We start from the raw sequence: 21,605 nt of genomic DNA, 5'->3' as shown, positions 1-21,605 counted from the left end.
TTCATGGCGGTATCGAAGTCAATCGGAAAGCCCGCGACATCATGCGCTTCAGCCCCGCCGAAATAATGCTGAAAGAAATCCGCAAACATTCGCCCTTATCCATGGAAGACAATCAAACCGCACCTACCTTGGGTCTCGCCGATATGCCATCGAAGGCGCGGCAGCTTTGCGAAGAGTGTAAGACGCATCTGGTTGGTTTTTATAACAAACATGGCATTGCTTATAACGAAGCCGATGCGGATAAAACGGCGGCAGCAATCGGTGTTGCCGCTTATCGGGAACGCGTTCCTCATGTGCAATCGCTCCATATCAGGGAAGACGGTCTGCTTTCCGTAGGGCATTTAACACCCCAAGGTGTTTTGAGCTATGCTTCTTTAGATTCTGCCCAAGCGGCTGCAACGCCCATAGAAGAAAGCGTAGCTCAGTCGCGGCAGGCAGAGCAGGAATTGGCTCAAAAGGCGCAACAACGTGAAATGGCAATGGCCGAATATCATTCGCAATCGCGTGGGAGAAGCATCTCTTAGATTGGTGGAAAAGATTAAAAAAAGCCTGTCTGAATCTTTTCAGACAGGCTTTTACTATCAGAATGGGGTCAGCACGCGTATACCAACCAATTGTGATGATCTTCGGTGAAACCGTATTGAATGTCGGTTACCGCTTGGCGAATTGCATAGCCGCGCGCTTGGCCGGATACGGGGATTTCCTGATCGTCAATGATGAAGGAGGTAACGGGGGAAATAACGGCGGCGGTGCCGGTTAAAATGGCTTCCGCGCCGTTTTCTACGGCAGCTTTCAGCTCGGCCACGGTAAAGTTGCGCTCGCTGATTGTGTAGCCCATATCTTTGGCAACGGTCAGCACTGTGTCGCGGGTTACGCCGTGAAGAAACTCGTCGGTCAGCGGTTTGGTGATGATTTCATTGTCGTGAATCAGGGCGAAGTTGGACGCGCCGGTTTCTTGAACGTCGCCGTTCGGGCAGAATAAAACCTGATTGGCGCCGTATTGTGCTTTGGCTTTTAATACCCAAGGCAGGGCGGAGGCATAGTTGCCGCCGCATTTGATGCGACCCATGTGCGGTGCGCAGCGCATGTGTTCGGTTTCCACCAGAATTTTCATGGGTGAGCCGACTTTGAAATAGTCGCCCACGGGTGATGCCAGAATGTATAACAGTGCGCTTTCGGAAGGGGCACCGGCTTTGCCGATAACGGGATCGGTGCCGATTAAAGTGGGGCGCAGGTAGAGGGCGGCCGGTGCGTCGGGTACGTTTTCCGCGGCGCGTTTGACCAGCTCCAGCAAGGCATTCAGATAGGCTTCGCTTTCGGGTACGGGCAGGTGCAGCAGTTTGGCGCTTTGCTGCATGCGGGCGATGTTGGCGCTCGGGCGGAACAGCGCGATACGGTTGTCGTGTTGGCGGAATGCTTTCAGCCCTTCGAAACATTCGCTGCCGTAATGCAGCGCGTGGGCGCCGGGTGCCAGAGTCAAATCTTGCGCCGATTGCCAGCGCAGCGGCTGCCATGCGCCGTTTTCGTAAGCTAATACGGGCATTTCTTGATGAAATACGCTGCCGAACACGGCAGGAACGGTTCTGCTCATAATTATTATCCTTAAACCGGATGGTTGGACCAAATGGGTAAAGAGGTTAAGTAAAGGTGTAAAGATACGCTTGAGAGTAGGGGTTTGGCAAGCGCTTGTTGGGGGAATGCGGCATTTGTAACTTAATGTAGCGGGCGGCGTATAATGCCTGTCTGAAAAAGCCTTTTGTGGTGTCAGGTTTATCTGGTGTTTCTGCATTATCAAGGTTATTTATGTTTTTGAGAGCCTATTTATGAATCTTTCTCGCTTGTTGCCTAAAATGGCCGTGTTTCTGGCGGGTATTGCGGCATTTTTGCAGGTTTATTCGGTGCAAGCCGTTTTGCCGCTTTTGATACATGATTTGCATGCCAGCGAAATCCAAGTGGGGATGGCGGTAGGGGCTACGGTTTTGGGTGTGGCGCTGATGTCGCCGTTTATGGGCATGCTTTCCGATGCAATAGGCCGGAAAAGTTTGATTATCTGGTCGTTGCTTTTATTGAGCATTCCGACGGCGCTGTTGAGCGGGGTAACCGGTATCGAGCAGATGGTGTTTTACCGTTTCTTGCAGGGGTTGGCGGTTCCCGGGATAACGGTGGTGCTGGTGGCCTATGTTGGCGAGGAATTCAGCGGGCTGCAGATGACGCAGTTGTTGTCGGTTTATGTGACGGGCTCGGTGCTGGGCGGCTTTCTCGGTCGTTTTCTGCTTGGGCATTTGAGCGAATGGATGGGTTGGCGCGCTGCGTTTTATGTGTTGGCGGGCTTGAGTGCATTTTGTGCGGTTTTTGTTTGGAAGCAGTTGCCGGCATCGAAGCATTTTGTGGCCAAACCGCGGTTCAAAACGGCTTGGTACACGTTAATCGGGCATTTGAGAAATCGCTATCTTCTGTCGGCCTGCCTGCTGGGGGCTTGTGTGTTGTGTTCGCTCGTCGGCTGTTTTACTTATATCAATCTCTATCTGGCCGAGCCGCCTTATTCGCTTTCCAGCGGCAATCTGGCCAATTTGTTTGCCGTTTACTTAATCGGCATGGTGATTACGCCTTTGTCGGCACGGTTGATTAACCGTTTCGGCAGCGCGGGCACGGTCATGATTGCGGTCGGTTTGTCGATAGCAGGGGTTGTCGGCACGTTGGCTTCGCCGTTGTGGATTGTGATTGTTGCGCTGGCGCTGATGTCGTCGGGCGTGTTTATTACGCAGGCGGCGACCATTAATTATATTGCGGCCAAAGTAAAAGAAGGCCGCTCGTTGGCGTCGGGTTTGTATTATATGGCTTATTACGGCGGCGGCACTTTGGGTGCGCTGATGTGCGGGCTGGCTTATACGCACGGCGGCTGGACGGGCGTGGTAGGCAGCTTGCTGCTGGTGCAGGTTGCGGCTTTACTGATTGCAAGCAAGCGCATGTGAATGCCTGTCTGAAAAAATGGGCTTGCCGTGGCTGAAAATTCGGTTATGATGCGCTTTGATATTCGGAAATTACCCTCTCTTTATGCGTCAAACCATTTTTATCGCCGATCTGCACCTCTCCGACGACACGCCGGCTTTAAACGAACTGTTTCTGCAAACCTTGCAACGCTGGCAGGGCAGGGTGGACGCACTGTATATTCTGGGCGATTTGTTTGAAGTTTGGCTGGGCGACGATGTGCTGAGCGAAATCGCGGTAACTGCGGCAGCGGCGCTGAAAGCGTTTTCCGAAACAGCGCCGGTTTATTTTATCTGCGGCAATCGCGATTTTCTGCTCGGGCCACAATACGCAGATCGCGCCGGCATGATTGTGCTGCCGGAAAATCAAGCAGTGGTGCTTTACGGCCAAATTTATTTGATTACCCACGGCGACGAAATGTGTACCGACGACGTGTCTTACCAACGTTTCCGCCGAATTATCCGCAAAAAATGGCTGCAAAAAATACTGCTTTCTCTGCCGCAAGGCCGCCGCCGCAAAATTGCGGCGAAAATCCGCGCCGCCAGCAAGCGGAAAAAGCAGCAGATGGGGCATACGCCGGTTTCCGACGTAACCGAGCAAGGCGTTCAGGCCGCCTTAAACCGCTATCCTCAGGTGCAGGCCATTATTCATGGTCATACCCACCGACCCGATGTGCACGAGCATCGGTTTGGCGATAAAACGGTTAAGCGTTTTGTGTTGCCTGATTGGTATGGCAATCACGGCGGGTATCTGGTTGTTTCCGAAGGCAGCGCTCAATTGCAGACATTGGAGGCGGGCGGGCAATAGCAATGCCTGTCTGAAATCCTTTTGCCCATCAAATAATGACATCAAAGTATTCAAAAACGTTTACAATCATTCCATGCGCAGATTTTGCGGACGGAAGATAGAAAATACAAAGGAAAACTATGAATTTCAAAGACCTGTTTAATCCAAAGGAATTTGCCGCACGCCATATCAGTTTTAATGACGAAGCGGCGCTTTTAGCAGCGCTGGGCGAGCGGGACATGGCCGGTTTTATCGACAATACCGTGCCGAAAAGCATCCGTATGCCGTCTGAACTTGACTTGCCGGCGGCGCTGACTGAGGCCGACGCACTGGCGAAACTCAAAGCCATCGCCGCGCGCAACCAAGTCAATAAAAGCTATATCGGCCTCGGCTATTACCCGACCCGCATGCCGAACGTGATTTTGCGCAATGTACTGGAAAATCCCGGCTGGTATACCGCTTACACACCTTATCAGGCGGAAATCGCGCAGGGTCGTTTGCAGGCTTTGCTTAATTTCCAGCAGATGTGCATCGATTTGACCGGCTTCGATGTGGCCGGCGCTTCATTGTTGGACGAGGCTACCGCCGCCGCCGAAGCGATGGCAATGGCCAAGCGGGTGGGCAAATCGAAATCCAACCGCTTTTTTGTTGACGAACGCGTTTTGCCGCAAACCTTGGATGTGATGAAAACCCGTGCCAAATATTTCGGCTTTGAATTGGAAACTGGCGATTTTGATGCGGCGCGCAACGGCGACTTTTTCGGTGCGTTGTTCCAATATGTGGGCAAAGACGGTGATGTGGCCGATTTGGGCGATGTGATTGCCTGTCTGAAAGAAAAAGGCGTGATTGTAGCGGTGGCGGCCGATGTGATGAGTTTGGTTTTATTGAAACCGCCGGCCGAACTGGGTGCAGATATCGCATTGGGCAATACGCAACGCTTCGGCGTGCCGATGGGATTCGGCGGCCCGCATGCGGCTTATTTTGCGTTTAAAGATGAATTCAAGCGCTCTGCTCCGGGGCGGATTATCGGCGTTTCCAAAGATGCGTCGGGCAAACCTGCGTTACGGATGGCGCTGTCGACCCGCGAGCAGCATATCCGCCGTGAAAAAGCCACTTCCAATATTTGCACAGCGCAAGCGCTGTTGGCGAATCTGGCCGGCATGTATGCGGTTTACCACGGCCCCGAAGGTGTAAAACGCATTGCCCGCCGCATTCATGCGCTGGCGGCTGCGTTTGCCGATTCTTTGAAGGGCACCAAAGGGTTGCAGGTGGTGCACGAAGTGTTCTTCGATACTGTGGCCGTTGATTGCGGCGCTCAGGCAGACCGGATTTACCGAAATGCGCTCGACGCGGGCTTCAACCTGCGCCGCGTTGGCGATAAAGTTTTGGCGGTCGCGTTTCATGAAGAAAGCTCGTTGGAAGATTTGGCCGTGCTGCATATGCTGTTTACCGGCGATTCTTCGCTTACGGTGCCTGCCGAAGCGCCGCAACGCCTGTCTGAAAATCTGCTGCGTACCGATTCAATCCTGACGCATGAAGTGTTCAACCGTTATCACACCGAACACGAGATGCTGCGTTATTTGAAAAAACTGGAAGAGCGCGATTTGGCGATGAACCGCAGCATGATTTCGCTTGGCTCCTGCACCATGAAGTTAAACGCAACGGCGGAAATGCTGCCGATAACATGGCCCGAGTTTGCCAATATCCACCCGTTCGCTCCGGCAGAGCAAACCGCCGGCTATTGGCAATTGTTGGAAGATTTGCAAACGCAGCTTAAAGCCATTACCGGTTTTGATGCTGTTTGTATTCAGCCGAACTCGGGTGCGCAAGGCGAATACACCGGATTGCTCTCTATCCGCCGCTTTCACGAGGCCAACGGCCAGCCGCAACGCGATGTATGCCTGATTCCCAAATCGGCCCACGGCACCAATCCGGCGACTGCGCAAATGTTGGGCATGAAAGTGGTGGTGGTCGATACCGACGAACATGGCAACGTCGACATTGACGATTTGAAAGCCAAAGCGGCGCAATATCAAGACACGCTGGGCGCGCTGATGATTACCTATCCGTCTACGCACGGCGTGTATGAAGAAGGCATCCGCGATATTTGTCGGATTGTTCACGAGCACGGCGGGCAGGTGTATATGGACGGCGCCAATATGAATGCCCAAATCGGCATTATGCAGCCGGCCGAAGTGGGTGCCGACGTATTGCACATGAATCTGCATAAAACCTTTTGCATTCCGCACGGCGGCGGCGGCCCCGGCATGGGCCCCATCGGCTTGAAAGCCCATCTGGCACCGTATGCGCCCAGCCATGCGGTTTGCCCTGTTGAAGGCGCAACCGAGGGCATGAGCGCCGTTTCCGCCGCGCCTTACGGCTCGGCCAGCATCTTGCCGATTACTTGGATGTACATCACGCTGATGGGCAAGCAGGGTATGGAGCAGGCCACCCGCTGGGCCTTGTTGAATGCCAATTATGTGGCCAAAGCGCTGAGTGCCGATTATCCGATTCTCTACACGGGTAAAAACGGCCGTATTGCGCACGAATGTATCGTTGATTTGCGCCCGCTCAAAGCCGAGAGTGGCATTACGGAAACCGATATCGCCAAACGCTTGATGGACTATGGCTTCCACGCGCCCACCGTTTCTTTCCCCGTAGCCGGTACGCTGATGATTGAACCGACCGAATCGGAAAGCAAAGCCGAGCTGGATCGTTTCATCGCCGCGCTCAAAGCCATCAAGCAAGAAGCGCTGAAGGTGCAAAACGGCGTTTGGCCGAAAGACGACAATCCGCTGGTCAACGCGCCGCACACCGCCGCCGATGTTGCCGGCGAATGGAACCGCGCATATAGCCGCGAAGAAGCCGTGTTCCCATTGGCGTATATCCGCGAAAATAAATTCTGGCCCAGCGTCAACCGCATCGACGATGTTTACGGCGACCGCAATCTGGTTTGCTCGTGCCCGCCTTTATCCGCTTATGAAGATTAACACAGAAGCGTGAGTATTGATTTTAAAGCGCAATGCCTGTCTGAAAAATTTTCAGACAGGCTTCTACCTTAATTTCGGAGCAACTCTTTAGATTAAGCTCTACTCATCCCATTTGACTGATTTTGCGCGATTTGACGATTCTGCTCTTCCTGCGCTACTTGCTGAATACGGTTGATGCTCTCCTCAACGGGAGTGGTAATGGCTTTATCTACATCTATTGAAGCTGTAATCAAGCCCGGATTACGTTCGCCAATTAAAAATTGCCCGTCTTTAACGTTAAATAGAGGCGTATCGCCCATATTTTTTGCATAGCCTAAAGCAGCGAGTGCCATCGCTGAATTCTCCAAACCTTCTTTCTCGTACGGTAGGTTGTTTTTTTGATAATAAGCAGCCAGATGCTCTTTGTTTGTATGGTAAATCTTTTGGGCCGCCTCCGGCATATCGGCGAGACCCAAGGTAGGTGCGGTTTGGTTGTCTTCCATGGATAAGGGCGAATGTTTACGGATTTCTTTCAGCATCATTTCGGCAGGGCTGAAGCGCATGATGTCGCGGGCTTTCCGATTGACTTCGATACCGCCATGAACGCCTTCTCTGATGCTGGCGACATCGCTGCGAAAATCCTCAATCATATGTTTGTTGTCTTCCGCCAGCGAGCGGGCGTGGCGGAAATTCTGTCGGGAAAGAATCGAATCGGGGCCGACGAAGTTATCGATGGTATGGGCGGCACCCATAGTGGAAGCCGCGGCACCGAAGGCTCGGGTCAGCATTGTGTTGCTTTTATTGTTGTAGCCGTATTCGGCCAGATCGTTGAGCTCTTGCTGTGTGGCGAGAATCACGACTTTGCCGTAATGAGAGCTGGCAGCGGATACAACATCGGCGGCTGTTGAGAAATTGGTAACCATGCTACCGCCTTCGGGGATGTGATACATGCCTGCGACACCGTAGGCATTGAAGGTCATACCTTCCTGATGGAAGCGGTAGGCGCAGATTTGGGCGAGTGCGCCGCCGAGGGAATGGCCGGTTTGGGTGATTGTAGGCATGGGCAACTCAGGATTATCTTCATGAAATTTCTTTGCCTTTTCCATCGCTATTCGAGTTAGCTCTGCAGCATCTTCAGCCTGATTGTTGGCCTTATCGGTAACCATCTTGAGGTCAGTTTGGGCATCTCTCCAGTCTTTGAGAGGCGATTCTGTTCCCCGATGAACAACGATAATTTCATTGGTCTCGGCATCTTGATAGACTGCGCCGTAATAGCCTGTTTTAGGATTGGTATGAACTTTAAGTACTTTATAGTTATGACCGCCAATAGGAATAGTTTGATCCTTTTTGGTTTCAACTCGATTTTTATAAGCATCCTCAGCAAGGTCTGCATTTTGTTGTTGAGTAATCATGACTTCATTTCCTCAAGTGTAATAGTTATATTAAATAAATCTTTTTGCCTATCTGTACTGTATTTAGTTGGGGAGTCAGCACCATAAGAAACTACATCGTCATCATATTTTGAGCCATTTTCATCTTTAAGATAAGGGTATGCACCTTTCCAATAATATTTGGTCAGTGTTTTTTTCTCTATCAGTTTTTCCATCACATCACTAATACTGAATCCTGTTTCCTCAGGCTTACCTGTTGCTTTAAATATGCCACCGAAACCATCAGGCTTCCAATGGCAAACACCCTTTCTAAAGTAGTCTTCATCCTGTACGGCATCGAAATAAACAATAGTCTCATATTCATCTTTTCCTGTTTGATGCAGGTCGTAATCAATATGTTTTTCAGGCATAGCTTTTGCTCCCTCAAGTTCATTAATGACATAAGAACAGTTCCTAGCCATATACCGGATATAAATATTTTCTGTTACCTTCAAAGGCCCGGGCGCATCATTGATTTTGATTTTAATGCGGTAGGCTTTTGTAGGGTGCGGGTTGAGTTGGAAACGCTTTTCAGTCTGCTCTTGAATGCTCATACGGTTCTCCGACCCGCCGCAGGCGCTCAGGCTGGCGGCGGATAATAAGGCTGCGGTTAGAAGGGAAGTAAAGGGTTTCATAAAGGCTCTTTCTTTACGAATGGATAATCACGCTGTTCGAGGCTTTCAGACAGCCTGATTATCAATCCGTTCGATAAATAGGTTTTTTGATGCGAAGCGAGCATTTTGTTGTCTTGTAGTCATGGTTTCATTTCTTCAAGAGTAACAGTTATATTGAATAAGTTTTTACGTTGCTTTGTTCCAAAATCATTAATTGAATCCGAACCAAACTCGGTATAGCCGATGGCCCGCTCTGGCATTCCTTCAATACCGTCATTTTGTAAAGCAATGGAACCGTCTTCATTTCTATAATAAGGATAGCGAGCCTTCCAATAATATTTGGTCAGTGTTTTTTTCTCTATCAGCTTTTCCATTACATCGCTGACATTAAATGTTGTTTCTTCAGGCTTACCCGTCGCTTTAAAGGCAGTGCCGAAGTTTTCAACTTCCCATTTGCAGACGCCTTTTCCAAAATAGTCTTCATCCTGCATAGCATCAAAGTAAATGATGCTCTCATACTCATCTTGTCCGATTTGACGAATTTTATTCGGAATATCTTTATGCGGATTGGTTGACGCACCTTCAAATTCATTAATGACATACGAACAGTTTTGAGCCGTATAGCCTACATACATATCGCCAATCAGCTTCAAAGGCCCGGGTGCATCGTTGATTTTGATTTTAATGCGGTAGGCTTTTGTGGGGTGTGGATTGAGTTGGAAACGCTTTTCAGTCTGCTCTTGAATGCTCATACGGTTCTCCGATCCGCCGCAGGCGCTCAGGCTGGCGGCGGATAATAAGGCGGCGGTTAGAAGGGAAGTAAAGGGTTTCATAAAGGCTCTTTCTTTACGAATGGATAATCACGCTATTCGAGGCTTTCAGACAGCCTGATTATCAATCCGTTCGATAAATAGGGATTTTGATGCGAAATTGACATTCTGTTGTCTTGTAGTCATGGTTTCATTTCTTCAAGAGTAACAGTTATATTAAATAAATCTTTTTGCCTTTCATTGCTGAATTTATTTAAAGGTTCTCCAAAATCTGTAAACCCAACACCATCACTCCTTATGAAGATGGAGCCATCATCATTTTTGTAATAAGGGTATGCACCTTTCCAATAATACTTGGTTAGTGTTTTCTGCTCTACTAGCACTCTCATCACATCACTAATGCTGAACCTTGTTTCTTCGGGTTTACCCGTTGCATTAAATGCTCCGCCGAAACCATCAGGTTTCCAATGACAAACACCCTTTCCAAAGTAGTCTTCATCCTGTACAGCGTCAGAATAGAAAATAACTTCATATTCATCATGCCCAATTGGACGAGCTTTATAATTAACGTATTTGGTGGGCTCTGCTGACGCGCCTTCAAGTTCATTAATGACATAAGAACAGTTTCTGGCCATATATCGGATATAAATATCTCCGGTTAGCTTCAAAGGCCCGGGGGCATCGTTGATTTTAATTTTAATGCGATAGGCTTTTGTAGGATGCGGGTTGAGTTGGAAACGCTTTTCAGTCTGCTCTTGAATGCTCATACGGTTCTCCGACCCGCCGCAGGCGCTCAGGCTGGCGGCGGATAATAAGGCTGCGGTTAGAAGGGAAGTAAAGGGTTTCATAAAGGCTCTTTCTTTACGAATGGATAATCACGCTGTTCGGGGCTTTCAGACAGCCTGTTTGATTTTAAGATAGGATGATTGAAAAGTATTTTATATCAGATTATCGGTAGTTTTGTTGTTAATATGTTTAGTATGCTAATATGTTTAGTATACTAAGAACACTTAGTTTCATTTTTGGTTGTTTTATAAAGTATGAAAAGCCTGTCTGAAAACTTTTCAGACAGGCATTATTGTTTACATCTAAACATGAATTATTTTAATATAAACATCTGTTGAAGCCTGTCTGAAAAATTATGGAAACCATTCTTGATTTGCGTCATTTAAAGACTTTGCTCGCGTTGGAGGAAACCGGCAGCGTATCGCTGGCGGCCAAGCGCGTGTTTTTAACGCAATCGGCGCTCTCGCACCAGATTCGCGCACTGGAGAATTATTACGATACGCCCCTGTTCGAGCGGAAATCCAGCCCGTTGCGGTTTACTCCGGCGGGTAAGCGGCTTTTGCAGCTGGCGCGCGACCTGTTGCCGCAAGTGGCGGCGGCGGAGCGGGATATGGCGCAGATTGTCGAGGGCGAGGCGGGCGAGTTGCGGCTGGCCGTCGAATGCCATACCTGCTTCGACTGGCTGATGCCGGCAATGGGCGTGTTCCGCCCGTTATGGCCGCAAGTGGAATTAGACATCGTATCGGGTTTTCAGGCCGATCCGGTAGGGCTGCTGCTGAATCATCGGGCCGATTTGGCTATTGTGTCGGAGGCGGTGCCGCAGCAGAGTATCGTTTACCAGCCGTTGTTTGCTTATGAAATGGTCGGCATCTGCGCCCAAGATCATCCGTTGGCGCAAAAAGAAGTATGGGCGGCGGAGGATTTTGCCGAAGAAACGCTGATTACTTACCCCGTGCCAGACGATATGCTCGATTTGCTGCGCAAGATCTTGCTGCCTCAAGGCATCAACCCGCGGCGGCGGCACAGCGAATTAACAATCGCGATTATCCAGTTGGTGGCCAGCCGTCGAGGGATTGCCGCGTTGCCTTACTGGACGGTGATGCCTTATTTGGAAAAGGGTTATGTGATTTCGCGTAAAATCACCGCTTCCGGCTTGAAAAGCGAGCTTTATGCGGCGATGCGGGCCGAAGATACCGGAAAAACGTATTTGGATAACTTTTGCCAAATCGTTATCGAACAAAGCTTTGCCGACTTGCCCGGTTTGAGCGTATTGGAAATGAAGCCTGTCTGAAACGGTTTAACGGATAGGTTTGATGCGGCCGATTGACTTGTTTTGCCATGCGGCCGACGGGTCTAAATCCGTTATAATTCGGGCTGGCCGAAACAGAGGATGATGAAGATGAACATGGTGCGGGATGAGGCACAAATCGCCATATTGGGCGGCGGCTTGGTCGGACGCTTGTTGGCTTGGCAGCTTGTGCAAGCAGGTATCTCAACAGCTTTATTTGATAAAGGCCTGCGCGATGGCAGCGAGGCGGCGGCTTTCGTTGCGGCCGCTATGTTGGCGCCGCAAGCCGAATCGGTGGAAGCCACGCCGTTGGTTACCCGGCTCGGGCGGCAGAGCATTCTTCTGTGGCGCGATATTTTAAGCCGTTTGAGCAAGCCGGTTTTTATGCAGCAAAACGGCAGCCTGATTGTGTGGCACCACCAAGACAAGCCTCTGGCAACGCAATTTAAACAACATTTGCAGCGTGCCGACGGCGGCGAGCTTACCGCATGGCAGGCGGCTCAGATTGGCGAACATGAACCGCAGCTGGCCGGGCGTTTTCAGACAGGCTTTTATCTGCCCGGCGAGGGCCAGCTCGATGGCCGCCAAGTGTTGGAGGCGCTGGCTTGTGCCTTGGAAGAAAGCGGCGTAGCCTGCCATTGGCATACCGAAAGCGATGTGTCGGCTTTGCGGCAGCGGTTCGGCTGGGTGATTGATTGCCGCGGATTTGGCGCGCAGAATGAATGGAACCGCCGCCATGATGCCGGCGGCAGCCGATTGCGCGGCGTGCGCGGTGAAGTGGTGCGTGCATATGCGCCGGAAGTGACCTTGAACAGGCCGGTGCGTTTGCTGCATCCGCGTTACCCGCTTTATATTGCTCCGAAAGAAAACCATGTTTTTGTAATCGGTGCCACCCAGCTTGAAAGCGAAAGCCGCGCGCCAGCGAGTGTTCGTTCGGGCTTGGAATTGCTGTCGGCGCTGTATGCCGTCCACCCTGCGTTCGGCGAAGCGCAAGTGCTGGAAATCGCCACCAATCTGCGCCCGACGCTCAATCATCATAACCCCGAAATCCGATATAGTCTGGCCGAACGTGTTGTAGAAGTGAACGGTTTGTTTCGCCACGGTTTTATGATTTCTCCCTCCGTTACCGCCGCCGCCGCACGGCTGATGGCGATATTGTTGGCGGGTAAAAGCGTGCCGCCGGGCGACGAAGCCAGCGGCATGGCTTATGTTGACAACGGAATGCCTGTCTGAAAACAGAGCTACCCGCTTGAATGGAAAGAATAGATGATAAATATCATATTGAATGACGAGCCGGTTGCGCTGAGCGGCGAAACCGTGGCCGACCTGATTGCGCAGATTATGCCGGAAAAGCCGTTTGCAGTAGCCGTGAACACGGCATTTGTGCCCAAAACGGCTTATGAATCCACCCGACTTAACGGCGGGGATAAAGTCGATATCGTGCGGCCCGTGGTGGGCGGGTAACATTTATTAATGTCTGAATCGAGTGCTGTTATGACTGCATTAACCCTTTATCAACACCCCTTTCCCAGCCGTCTGTTGTTGGGAACCGCGGCTTATCCGACGGCGGAGGTTTTACGCCAATCCGTTGCAGCGGCGCGCCCTGCCATGATAACCGTATCACTGCGCCGCGCAGGTTCGGCGGGCGAAACGTTTGGCCAAGGTTTTTGGGCATTGTTGCAAGAAACAGGTATACCCATTTTGCCGAACACCGCAGGCTGCCAGAGCGTGCAGGAAGCGGTTACAACCGCGCAAATGGCACGCGAAGTGTTTGAGACCGATTGGGTCAAGCTCGAATTAATCGGCGACGACGATACCTTGCAACCCGATGTGTTCCAGCTGGTCGAAGCGGCGAAAATCCTAATAGACGACGGCTTCAAAGTGCTGCCTTATTGCACCGAAGACCTTATCGCCTGCCGCCGCCTGTTGGATGCCGGTTGTGAGGCGCTGATGCCGTGGGCGGCGCCTATCGGCACGGGGCTGGGCGTGGTGCATGAATATGCCTTGCGCGTTTTGCGCGAACGGCTGCCCGACGTGCCGCTGATTGTCGATGCTGGATTGGGTCTGCCTTCGCAGGCGGCACAGGTTATGGAGTGGGGCTATGATGCGGTGCTGTTGAATACGGCAGTATCGCGTTCCGGCGACCCTGTAGCCATGGCGCGTGCATTTGCCGGCGCCGTCGAGGCGGGGCGGCTGGCTTACGAAGCTGATCCCGTGCAACCGCGTACGCAGGCACAGGCCAGTACGCCGACCGTAGGCCAGCCTTTTTGGCATGCGGCGGAGTATTGAAAAACAGGCGGTTTTTGCCGCCCGTTTTTATTTACGTTCGGTGCAAAGTAATTTTCTGAAAAATCTTTTCAGACAGGCATGAAAAACATGGCATATCTTCTTTGCACACTTTAAAATAACAGGTTTTTAAACCTTTGAATCAGGTGGCGCCGGAAACGGCTATGCCTGTCTGAAAAAAAGCGCAGATTGGAAGTACGGTTATGATGAAAAGCAGAGTAAAAAACATCCATTTCGTCGGTATCGGCGGTTCAGGCATGTGCGGCATTGCCGAAGTGCTGCATAACCTAGGCTTTACCGTGTCCGGCTCCGATCAGGCGCAAAGTGCGGTAACCCGCCATCTGACCGGTTTGGGCATACAGGTTTATCCTGGTCATACCGCCGAGCATGTTAACGGGGCAGACGTAGTGGTTACGTCCACCGCGGTTAAGCGCGACAACCCTGAAGTGGTGGAAGCGTTGGCGCAGAAAATTCCGGTTATCCCGCGCGCCTTGATGCTGGCCGAGCTGATGCGTTTTCGCGAAGGCATCGCCATCGCCGGTACGCACGGCAAAACCACTACCACCAGTTTAACCGCCTCCATTCTGGCGGCAGCCGGGCTGGATCCGACCTTTGTTATCGGCGGCAAACTGACTGCCGCGGGCACCAACGCCCAATTGGGCAACGGCCAATACATCGTGGCGGAAGCCGATGAATCCGACGCTTCTTTTTTGCACCTTACGCCCGTGATGTCGGTGGTGACCAATATCGATACCGACCATATGGATACTTACGACCATAGCGTCGACAAACTCTATCAGGCGTTTATCGATTTTATCCACCGCATGCCGTTTTACGGCAAGGCGTTTTTGTGTATCGACAGCGAGCATGTGCGCGCTATTTTGCCGCGCATCAGCAAACCGTTCGCCACCTACGGGCTGGACGACTCCGCCGATATTTATGCAACCGACGTGCAGACAGAAGGCGCGCAAATGCGTTTTACCGTGCATATTCCCAAAAGCGGCAGCGCCCCGTTTGATGTGGTGCTGAATATGCCCGGTCGTCATAACGTGCTTAACGCGTTGGCTGCCATCGGCGTGGCGCTGGAATGCGGCGCCGACGAAGAAGCCGTTCGTAAAGGATTGGCCGGTTTTGCCGGCGTAGGTCGTCGCTTCCAGAGTTACGGCGAGATTGCGTTGCCGCAAGGCGGTAAGGCTTTGGTGATTGACGATTACGGCCACCATCCGGTTGAAATGGCGGCAACATTGGCCGCGGCACGCGGCGCCTATCCCGATAAACGCTTGGTATTGGCTTTTCAGCCGCACCGCTATACCCGAACCCGCGATTTGTTTGAAGATTTCGTAAGCGTGTTGACTACCGTCGACAGCTTGGTATTAACCGAAGTATATGCAGCGGGCGAAGAGCCGATTGTGGCCGCCGACAGCCGCGCCTTGGCACGTGCCATTCGTGTGCAGGGAAAACTCGAGCCGATTTATTGTGAAGACGTCAACCAGCTGCCCCAAACCCTGTTTAACGTGCTGCAAGACGGCGATGTGCTGCTGACCATGGGGGCGGGCAGCATCAACAAAACGGCACAGGCTTTGGTTGACGCTAGTAAGTAAACACCCCGAATGCCTGTCTGAATCATTTTTTCAGACAGGCATTGAAAGAGAAGATTGAGTAAGGATTGCAGATGCAGAATTTTGGAAAAGTAGCCGTTTTGATGGGCGGATTCTCCAGCGAGCGAGATATTTCGCTGAAAAGCGGAGAGGCAATTGTGGCGGCTTTGAAAAGCAAAGGGGTGGATGCCCACGCGTTTGACCCGAAAGAAAGGCCGCTGAGTGAATTGAAAAGCCAAGGATTTGACGTTGCATTTAATATTCTGCACGGCACTTACGGAGAAGACGGCATCATACAAGGCGCTTTGGAAATGTTGGGCGTTCGCTACACAGGTTGCGGCGTATTGGCTTCTGCCATCGGCATGGATAAATACCGCTGCAAGCTTTTGTGGAAAGCGCTGGATTTGCCGGTGCCCGACTATGCGGTTTTAAATGACGATACTGATTTTGAAGCGGTCGAACGCCAGTTGGGCTTGCCCTTGTTTGCTAAACCGGCGGCGGAAGGCAGTAGCGTTGGCGTGATTAAAGTCAAAACAGCCGGCGGCTTGAAAGCGGCATATAAAGAAATCAAACATATGCACGGTGAGATTCTGGCCGAACAATTTGTCGGCGGCGGCGAATATGCCTGTTCGGTATTGAACGGCGAAGCATTACCCAGCATCCGTATCATTCCGGCCACTGAGTTTTACGATAAAGAAGCCAAGTACGAACGCAACGACACGGTTTATATGTGCCCGTCCGACTTGAGCGAAGCTGATGAACAGAAAATGGGCGAGCTGGCGCTCAAAGCGTTTGCCGCGGTTGGCGGAGAGGGCAGCGGTCGCGTGGATTTTCTGAAAGACGAGCAAGGTAAACTCTACCTGCTTGAAGTCAACACTCTGCCGGGTATGACTGCGACCAGCCTGTTTCCGAAAGCTGCAGCTCACAAGGGCATGACTTTTGCAGATTTGTGCATCGAAATACTGAAGAGCGCCCATGTCGGATAGATTCAAGCTCCTGCGACGGTTTCGCAGCTGGCTGGTTTTATTGGCAGTCTTGTTGTCGGTGGGAGTGATTGTTGCATGGTTATATAATTCCAACTATTTTCCGATCAAACAGGTTAAAATAGAAGGCAATTTGGCGCATGCCGATAATAGTGAATTGGAAAAAATCGCTCAGAAATACATGCGTGGGAATATTTTCCAGGCCGACCTCAACGGCGCCCAAAAAGCGTTTGAAGCCGTCTCATGGATAGATGGCGTTACCATCAACAGAAAATTGCCCGATACAGTGGAAATCCATCTGGTGGAGCATCAACCGATTGCCCGTTGGAAAGACAACCGCTTGGTTGACAGCAACGGAAAACTTTTCAAGGCTTTAAGCGAGGAGCGCTTCCCTGCATTTGAAGGAGAGCCTGGTACCGAGAAAAATATGGTGGAGCATTATAATTTGTTCCGGCAGCAATTGGCGCCGTTAAATTTGAACATCAGCCAACTGATTTATTCGCCCCGCTCGGCGTGGTCGATTGTGTTGGATAACCGCATTACCATATACCTTGGCCGGGAAAATGAAAAAGAGCGGCTGACCCGTTTTGCCGAAGTATGGCGCAGTATTTTGAAACCTCAGCAAGCTGAGCTTGATTATGTAGACATGCGCTATAAAGACGGATTTGCCATCCGCAAAAAAACAGCGGGCGCAGCGTCGCTCGACAGAAGCGAACCAGAGAATTAAACGAAGCGAATTCAACCGAATGGAAAATTATGACTAGCAAACAATACATCAGCGCATTAGACATTGGTACGTCGAAAGTGATTGCTCTGATTGGTGAAATCGGTGACGACAATGAAATCCATATCGTAGGCTTGGGCCAGGCGCCTTCGCGCGGGCTGAAAGCGGGCATGGTAACCAACATCGACGCTACGGCGCAGGCCATCAAGCAGGCCATGGAAGAGGCCGAGCGCATGGCGGATTGTAAAGTCGACAGCGTAACCACCGGTATTGCAGGCAATCATATCCGCAGTTTGAATTCGCAAGGCGTCGTTAAAATTAAAGACGGCGAAGTGACTCAGGCCGATATTGACCGTGCGATTGAAACGGCCAAGGCAGTCAACATCCCGCCGGATCACAACATTCTGCATACCGTCGTGCAAGAATACATCATTGACAACCAGCCCGGTGTAAAAGAACCTATCGGCATGAGCGGCGTGCGTTTGGATACCCGCGTGCACATCATTACCGGCGCGGTAACCGCGCTGCAAAATATTCAGAAATGCGTTAACCGTTGCGGTTTGAATATGGAACAAATCATGTTGCAGCCGCTTGCCAGCGGTCAGGCCGTATTGACTGAAGATGAAAAAGATTTGGGTGTGTGCGTCATCGATATCGGCGGCGGAACCACCGATATTGCCGTTTATACCAATGGCGCTATTCGCCACACCGCCGTGATTCCGGTGGCCGGCGATTTGATTACCAGCGACATTGCCCATGCTTTGAGGACACCTTACGTTCATGCCGAATACATCAAAATCCACCATGGCTTGGCCATTTCGGATATGGAGATGGAAGATGAAATGGTTGAGGTGCCTAGTGTGGGAGACCGTCCGATGCGTCAGGTGCCGCGCAGTGTATTGGCTCAGGTAATCGGCCCGAGGGTGGAAGAGATTCTGGAGTTGACGCTCAATGAATTGCGCCGCTCAGGTTTCCCTGAGGAAGTATTAAATTCTGGTGTCGTGTTGACCGGTGGCGCATCATTATTGCCAGGCATGGTGGAATTGGCCGAAGAAATTTTCCAAGTTCCCGCACGTATCGGCGTACCGCAAGATATGGCAGGTGTTTCCGAGCGCATCCGTAATCCGCGTTATGCAACTGCGATTGGTTTGTTGCAAGCGGCTCGTGGCGAAACGGAAGGCAGGCAGGTCAGCGGTGCGGTCGCAGTAGGCGATGCCAAAGAAAGTCTTTGGACTAAAATCAGAGATTTTTTAAGAAATAATTTTTAAATAAGCGATATAAAACACGCGAGAACTCTTTTGCCAAGTATAAAAGTTCTTTATAATAACACCATTTACGCAATTATTTTCCGTCCTAACGCAGGGCGCTAAGGAGCATATTAAATGGATTTGGTTTACGACGTAGTAGAGTCTGCCGCAAGCCCTGCGGTAATTAAAGTAATCGGCATAGGGGGCGGGGGCTGTAATGCAATTAACAATATGATTCGCAACACAATTGCCGGTGTTGAATTTATCAGTGCTAATACCGATTCTCAGGCCTTGGGTAAAAACCAAGCGCCTAAGCGTATTCAGTTGGGCACGAATCTGACTCGTGGTTTAGGCGCCGGAGCCAACCCGGAAGTGGGTCGGGCGGCAGCTCAAGAAGATCGCGAAGCGATTGCGGATGCCATTCGCGGTGCCAATATGCTCTTTATTACAACAGGCATGGGCGGCGGTACCGGCACTGGAGCGGCTCCTGTTGTTGCGGAGATTGCCAAAGAGTTGGGTATTTTGACCGTTGCCGTAGTAACACGCCCGTTCGAGCATGAAGGTAAACGTATCAATATTGCGCATCAAGGCATTGAGCAATTGAAAAGCCAAGTGGATTCACTGATCGTGATTCCGAATGACAAATTGATGACGGCTTTGGGCGAAGACGTAACAGTGCGCGAGGCGTTCCAAGCCGCGGATAATGTATTGCATGCCGCGGTGGCCGGTATTTCCGAAGTAGTAACCAGCCCGGGTTTTATCAACCTTGACTTTGCCGACGTGAAAAATGTAATGAGCATTACAGGTATGGCGATGATGGGTTCCGGAACAGCTCAAGGTGTAGATCGTGCGCGTCTGGCAACAGAACAGGCGATTGCCAGCCCGCTGCTGGATAATGTCAGCCTTGATGGCGCACGCGGTGTGTTGGTTAATATCACGACCGCGCCCGGTTGCCTGAAAATGTCGGAATACCGTGAAATCATGCGTGTCGTCAATGAATATGCGCACCCGGATTCCGAGCGGAAATACGGTACTTCAGAAGATGAAAATATGGCGGAAGATGCCATCCGTGTTACTATTATTGCAACAGGCTTGAAAGAAAACTATGTTCAGCCTACCCATTCAGGTAGCTTGCGTCAGAACGCCCGCAATCAATCGGGGGGTGGTCACGGTGGAGGTAGATCACAAGGCTTTTCGCCTTCCGAATTCGACGAGATGGCTGCAGCGGCGGCTTTGGCAGATGATCGCGGTTATCCGAACATCGATAACATTATCCGTTCGGGTCGTGGTGCGCGTAATATGAATTTATCCGCTGCCGATTTTTCCAACCAAACCATTTTGGAAGATTTGGAAATTCCGGCAATGTTGCGTCGGAAACAGAACCAAAATAATCAAAACGATTAATTTGGATAATGATAGAAACAAAGCCGAGTCGATACTCGGCTTTGTTTTTTCAGACAGGCATGGTTTACGCTTTTGCACTTTATTTCATACGACTTTTAAAAGCAGATGGATACGCGTAAAATATATAAATTATTTATTCTTAATAGGCTCTACGCCTTTATTTTCGGAAAACGATCATGAGCGAACAACACAATTCCCATACCGAAGAAACCTTATTGGACGAAAACCAGATTATTGCGCTGCGCCGTGAAAAGCTGAATGAAATCCGCCGCAAAGGTATTGCGTTTCCTAATGATTTTCGGCGTGACAGCTTTGCCGCCGATTTGCACCAAAAATATGACGATTTAGATAAAGAAACGCTTGATCCGCAAGCAATACCGGTGAAAGTGGCCGGTCGTATGATGCTCAAGCGTGCGATGGGTAAGGCGAGCTTTGCTACGATTCAGGATGTTTCGGGTCAGATTCAGCTCTATATTAATAATCAGGGCGTGGGCGAAGAAGCTCACGACGATTTTAAACGTTGGGATTTGGGCGATATAGTGGCCGCAGAAGGCACATTGTTTAAAACCAATCACGGCGAGTTGACCGTGCGGGTATCGCAAATTCGTCTGTTAACCAAATCGTTGCGTCCGTTACCAGATAAACACAAAGGCTTGACCGATCAGGAGCAGAAATATCGTCAGCGCTATGCGGATTTGATTGTGAATCAGGATTCGCGCGCTACGTTTATCAAGCGTAGCCGAATCATTCAGGCAGTGCGCAACTATATGGTCAACGAGCGCTACCTTGAGGTGGAAACGCCGATGATGCACCCGATTCCCGGCGGTGCGACGGCGAAGCCGTTCGTTACCCATCATAATGCGTTGGATATTCCACTCTATCTACGCATTGCGCCCGAATTGTATTTAAAACGACTGGTGGTTGGCGGTTTGGAACGGGTGTTTGAAATCAACCGCAGTTTCCGTAACGAGGGTATGAGCACGCGCCATAATCCTGAATTTACTATGATGGAATTTTATGAGGCGTTTTGCACTTACGAGCGCATGATGGAAATGACCGAAGGAGTCATTCGCTCGGCAGCACGCGAGATATGTGGTACGGCCAAAATCAGCTACGGCGGTAAAGAGGTAGATTTGGAAAGCCCGTTTGAACGATTGACGATTTTGGAAGCCATTAAAAAATACAACCCGCAATATACCGACGAGCAGTTGGGTGATGAAGCCTGGCTGAAACAGGAAATTGTGAAACACGGCGAAAAAATTCCGCCGTCGCCCGGTATAGGTAGCTTGCAATTGGCTTTGTTTGAAGGCTGCGCCGAAAGCAAGTTATGGAATCCGACCTTCATCATCGATTACCCGGTGGAAGTATCGCCGTTGGCACGGGCATCCGATACCAAGCCCGGCTTGACTGATCGGTTTGAATTGTTTGTGGTGGGTCGTGAGTTGGCGAACGGCTATTCTGAGTTGAATGATCCGGAAGATCAAGCCGCCCGTTTCCGCGCACAAGTGGCGCAGAAAGATGCGGGCGATGACGAAGCCATGCACTACGATGCCGATTACATTCGTGCGATGGAATACGGTTTGCCGCCTACGGGGGGCAGCGGTATCGGCTTGGATCGTTTGGTGATGCTGCTGACCGATGCTCCGTCTATCCGCGACGTGATATTGTTCCCGCAAATGCGGCCTGAATAATATAAACGGATAAAGCGAATGCCTGTCTGAATATCTTTTCA

19 protein-coding genes are annotated in these 21,605 nt (G+C 50.8%); 14 read left to right on the top strand and 5 right to left on the bottom strand.

Going from position 1 to position 21,605, the window contains the following annotated elements:
• The coding region (locus Q4A84_RS09800; protein WP_303088747.1) for a hypothetical protein at positions 1–524 on the top strand (524 nt) is incomplete at its 5' end.
• Between the two features lie 68 nt (positions 525–592).
• On the opposite strand, the gene ilvE is transcribed toward Q4A84_RS09800, so the two are convergent.
• Positions 593–1,591 (bottom strand): branched-chain-amino-acid transaminase, encoded by a 999-nt coding sequence (gene ilvE, locus Q4A84_RS09795; RefSeq protein WP_303088746.1) that lies wholly within the window; start codon positions 1,589–1,591, stop codon positions 593–595.
• A 232-nt stretch (positions 1,592–1,823) separates the two neighbouring features.
• Between ilvE and Q4A84_RS09790 the strand changes: the two genes are divergently transcribed.
• The 3 genes from Q4A84_RS09790 to gcvP all read left to right on the top strand — a co-directional run bounded on the left by Q4A84_RS09790 (position 1,824) and on the right by gcvP (position 6,764).
• On the top strand, positions 1,824–2,972 hold the full coding sequence (locus Q4A84_RS09790; RefSeq protein WP_303088745.1) for an MFS transporter: 1,149 nt from the start codon (positions 1,824–1,826) through the stop codon (positions 2,970–2,972).
• A gap of 82 nt (positions 2,973–3,054) precedes the next feature.
• Positions 3,055–3,795, top strand: coding sequence for a UDP-2,3-diacylglucosamine diphosphatase (locus tag Q4A84_RS09785; RefSeq protein WP_303088744.1), 741 nt, complete (start codon positions 3,055–3,057; stop codon positions 3,793–3,795).
• Positions 3,796–3,914: 119 nt separating this feature from the next.
• Positions 3,915–6,764, top strand: coding sequence for an aminomethyl-transferring glycine dehydrogenase (gcvP, locus tag Q4A84_RS09780; protein ID WP_303088743.1), 2,850 nt, complete (start codon positions 3,915–3,917; stop codon positions 6,762–6,764).
• Positions 6,765–6,856: 92 nt separating this feature from the next.
• On the opposite strand, the gene Q4A84_RS09775 is transcribed toward gcvP, so the two are convergent.
• The 4 genes from Q4A84_RS09775 to Q4A84_RS09760 form a co-directional block, all read right to left on the bottom strand.
• Complete coding sequence (locus Q4A84_RS09775) at positions 6,857–8,155, bottom strand: DUF6792 domain-containing protein (protein WP_303088742.1); 1,299 nt, start codon at positions 8,153–8,155, stop codon at positions 6,857–6,859.
• Positions 8,152–8,808 (bottom strand): hypothetical protein, encoded by a 657-nt coding sequence (locus tag Q4A84_RS09770; protein ID WP_303088741.1) that lies wholly within the window; start codon positions 8,806–8,808, stop codon positions 8,152–8,154. The genes Q4A84_RS09775 and Q4A84_RS09770 overlap by 4 nt, the downstream gene beginning before the upstream one ends.
• A 119-nt stretch (positions 8,809–8,927) precedes the next feature.
• Entirely contained in the window at positions 8,928–9,620 is a 693-nt protein-coding gene (locus Q4A84_RS09765) for a hypothetical protein (protein ID WP_303088740.1), read from the bottom strand.
• Between the two features lie 119 nt (positions 9,621–9,739).
• Positions 9,740–10,405: a hypothetical protein gene (locus tag Q4A84_RS09760; protein WP_303088739.1), complete on the bottom strand. Its 666-nt coding sequence runs from the start codon at positions 10,403–10,405 to the stop codon at positions 9,740–9,742.
• A gap of 293 nt (positions 10,406–10,698) precedes the next feature.
• On the opposite strand from Q4A84_RS09760, the gene Q4A84_RS09755 reads away from it, so the two are divergent.
• The 10 genes from Q4A84_RS09755 (at position 10,699) to lysS (ending at position 21,564) form a co-directional block, all read left to right on the top strand.
• A complete protein-coding gene (locus Q4A84_RS09755; protein WP_303088738.1) occupies positions 10,699–11,634 on the top strand; it encodes a LysR family transcriptional regulator in 936 nt (311 codons plus the stop codon).
• A 108-nt stretch (positions 11,635–11,742) separates the two neighbouring features.
• Complete coding sequence (locus tag Q4A84_RS09750; protein ID WP_303088751.1) at positions 11,743–12,864, top strand: FAD-dependent oxidoreductase; 1,122 nt, start codon at positions 11,743–11,745, stop codon at positions 12,862–12,864.
• A gap of 36 nt (positions 12,865–12,900) precedes the next feature.
• Positions 12,901–13,095, top strand: a complete 195-nt coding sequence (gene thiS / locus Q4A84_RS09745) for a sulfur carrier protein ThiS (protein ID WP_303088750.1) — start codon at positions 12,901–12,903, stop codon at positions 13,093–13,095.
• 30 nt (positions 13,096–13,125) lie between these two features.
• On the top strand, positions 13,126–13,920 hold the full coding sequence (locus Q4A84_RS09740; RefSeq protein ID WP_303088737.1) for a thiazole synthase: 795 nt from the start codon (positions 13,126–13,128) through the stop codon (positions 13,918–13,920).
• 200 nt (positions 13,921–14,120) lie between these two features.
• Complete coding sequence (gene murC / locus Q4A84_RS09735; RefSeq protein WP_303088736.1) at positions 14,121–15,518, top strand: UDP-N-acetylmuramate--L-alanine ligase; 1,398 nt, start codon at positions 14,121–14,123, stop codon at positions 15,516–15,518.
• A 71-nt stretch (positions 15,519–15,589) separates the two neighbouring features.
• Positions 15,590–16,501 carry a D-alanine--D-alanine ligase gene (locus tag Q4A84_RS09730; RefSeq protein WP_303088735.1) on the top strand — a complete coding sequence of 304 codons (912 nt, stop codon included), beginning with the start codon at positions 15,590–15,592 and terminating at the stop codon, positions 16,499–16,501.
• Entirely contained in the window at positions 16,491–17,225 is a 735-nt protein-coding gene (locus tag Q4A84_RS09725) for a cell division protein FtsQ/DivIB (RefSeq protein WP_303088734.1), read from the top strand. Before Q4A84_RS09730 ends, Q4A84_RS09725 begins: the two co-directional genes overlap by 11 nt.
• A 29-nt stretch (positions 17,226–17,254) precedes the next feature.
• A complete protein-coding gene (ftsA, locus tag Q4A84_RS09720) occupies positions 17,255–18,490 on the top strand; it encodes a cell division protein FtsA (RefSeq protein ID WP_303088733.1) in 1,236 nt (411 codons plus the stop codon).
• Positions 18,491–18,604: 114 nt separating this feature from the next.
• Entirely contained in the window at positions 18,605–19,873 is a 1,269-nt protein-coding gene (gene ftsZ / locus Q4A84_RS09715; protein WP_303088732.1) for a cell division protein FtsZ, read from the top strand.
• Between the two features lie 176 nt (positions 19,874–20,049).
• Positions 20,050–21,564, top strand: a complete 1,515-nt coding sequence (lysS, locus tag Q4A84_RS09710; protein WP_303088731.1) for a lysine--tRNA ligase — start codon at positions 20,050–20,052, stop codon at positions 21,562–21,564.
• Positions 21,565–21,605: the final 41 nt, after the last annotated feature.

The organism is Neisseria sp. (assembly GCF_030527965.1).
In the GTDB taxonomy this organism is placed as follows: domain Bacteria; phylum Pseudomonadota; class Gammaproteobacteria; order Burkholderiales; family Neisseriaceae; genus Neisseria.
This window is presented reverse-complemented; position numbering and strand designations above follow the sequence as displayed.

What these genes read in the sequence shown, in the direction of transcription:
- ilvE (WP_303088746.1), bottom strand. Translation starts at nt 1,591, where the DNA reads ATGAGCAGAACCGTTCCTGCCGTGTTCGGCAGCGTATTTCATCAAGAA.
- Q4A84_RS09790 (WP_303088745.1), top strand. Translation starts at nt 1,824, where the DNA reads ATGAATCTTTCTCGCTTGTTGCCTAAAATGGCCGTGTTTCTGGCGGGT.
- Q4A84_RS09785 (WP_303088744.1), top strand. Translation starts at nt 3,055, where the DNA reads ATGCGTCAAACCATTTTTATCGCCGATCTGCACCTCTCCGACGACACG.
- gcvP (WP_303088743.1), top strand. Translation starts at nt 3,915, where the DNA reads ATGAATTTCAAAGACCTGTTTAATCCAAAGGAATTTGCCGCACGCCAT.
- Q4A84_RS09775 (WP_303088742.1), bottom strand. Translation starts at nt 8,155, where the DNA reads ATGATTACTCAACAACAAAATGCAGACCTTGCTGAGGATGCTTATAAA.
- Q4A84_RS09770 (WP_303088741.1), bottom strand. Translation starts at nt 8,808, where the DNA reads ATGAAACCCTTTACTTCCCTTCTAACCGCAGCCTTATTATCCGCCGCC.
- Q4A84_RS09765 (WP_303088740.1), bottom strand. Translation starts at nt 9,620, where the DNA reads ATGAAACCCTTTACTTCCCTTCTAACCGCCGCCTTATTATCCGCCGCC.
- Q4A84_RS09760 (WP_303088739.1), bottom strand. Translation starts at nt 10,405, where the DNA reads ATGAAACCCTTTACTTCCCTTCTAACCGCAGCCTTATTATCCGCCGCC.
- Q4A84_RS09755 (WP_303088738.1), top strand. Translation starts at nt 10,699, where the DNA reads ATGGAAACCATTCTTGATTTGCGTCATTTAAAGACTTTGCTCGCGTTG.
- Q4A84_RS09750 (WP_303088751.1), top strand. Translation starts at nt 11,743, where the DNA reads ATGAACATGGTGCGGGATGAGGCACAAATCGCCATATTGGGCGGCGGC.
- Q4A84_RS09740 (WP_303088737.1), top strand. Translation starts at nt 13,126, where the DNA reads ATGACTGCATTAACCCTTTATCAACACCCCTTTCCCAGCCGTCTGTTG.
- murC (WP_303088736.1), top strand. Translation starts at nt 14,121, where the DNA reads ATGATGAAAAGCAGAGTAAAAAACATCCATTTCGTCGGTATCGGCGGT.
- Q4A84_RS09730 (WP_303088735.1), top strand. Translation starts at nt 15,590, where the DNA reads ATGCAGAATTTTGGAAAAGTAGCCGTTTTGATGGGCGGATTCTCCAGC.
- Q4A84_RS09725 (WP_303088734.1), top strand. Translation starts at nt 16,491, where the DNA reads ATGTCGGATAGATTCAAGCTCCTGCGACGGTTTCGCAGCTGGCTGGTT.
- ftsA (WP_303088733.1), top strand. Translation starts at nt 17,255, where the DNA reads ATGACTAGCAAACAATACATCAGCGCATTAGACATTGGTACGTCGAAA.
- ftsZ (WP_303088732.1), top strand. Translation starts at nt 18,605, where the DNA reads ATGGATTTGGTTTACGACGTAGTAGAGTCTGCCGCAAGCCCTGCGGTA.
- lysS (WP_303088731.1), top strand. Translation starts at nt 20,050, where the DNA reads ATGAGCGAACAACACAATTCCCATACCGAAGAAACCTTATTGGACGAA.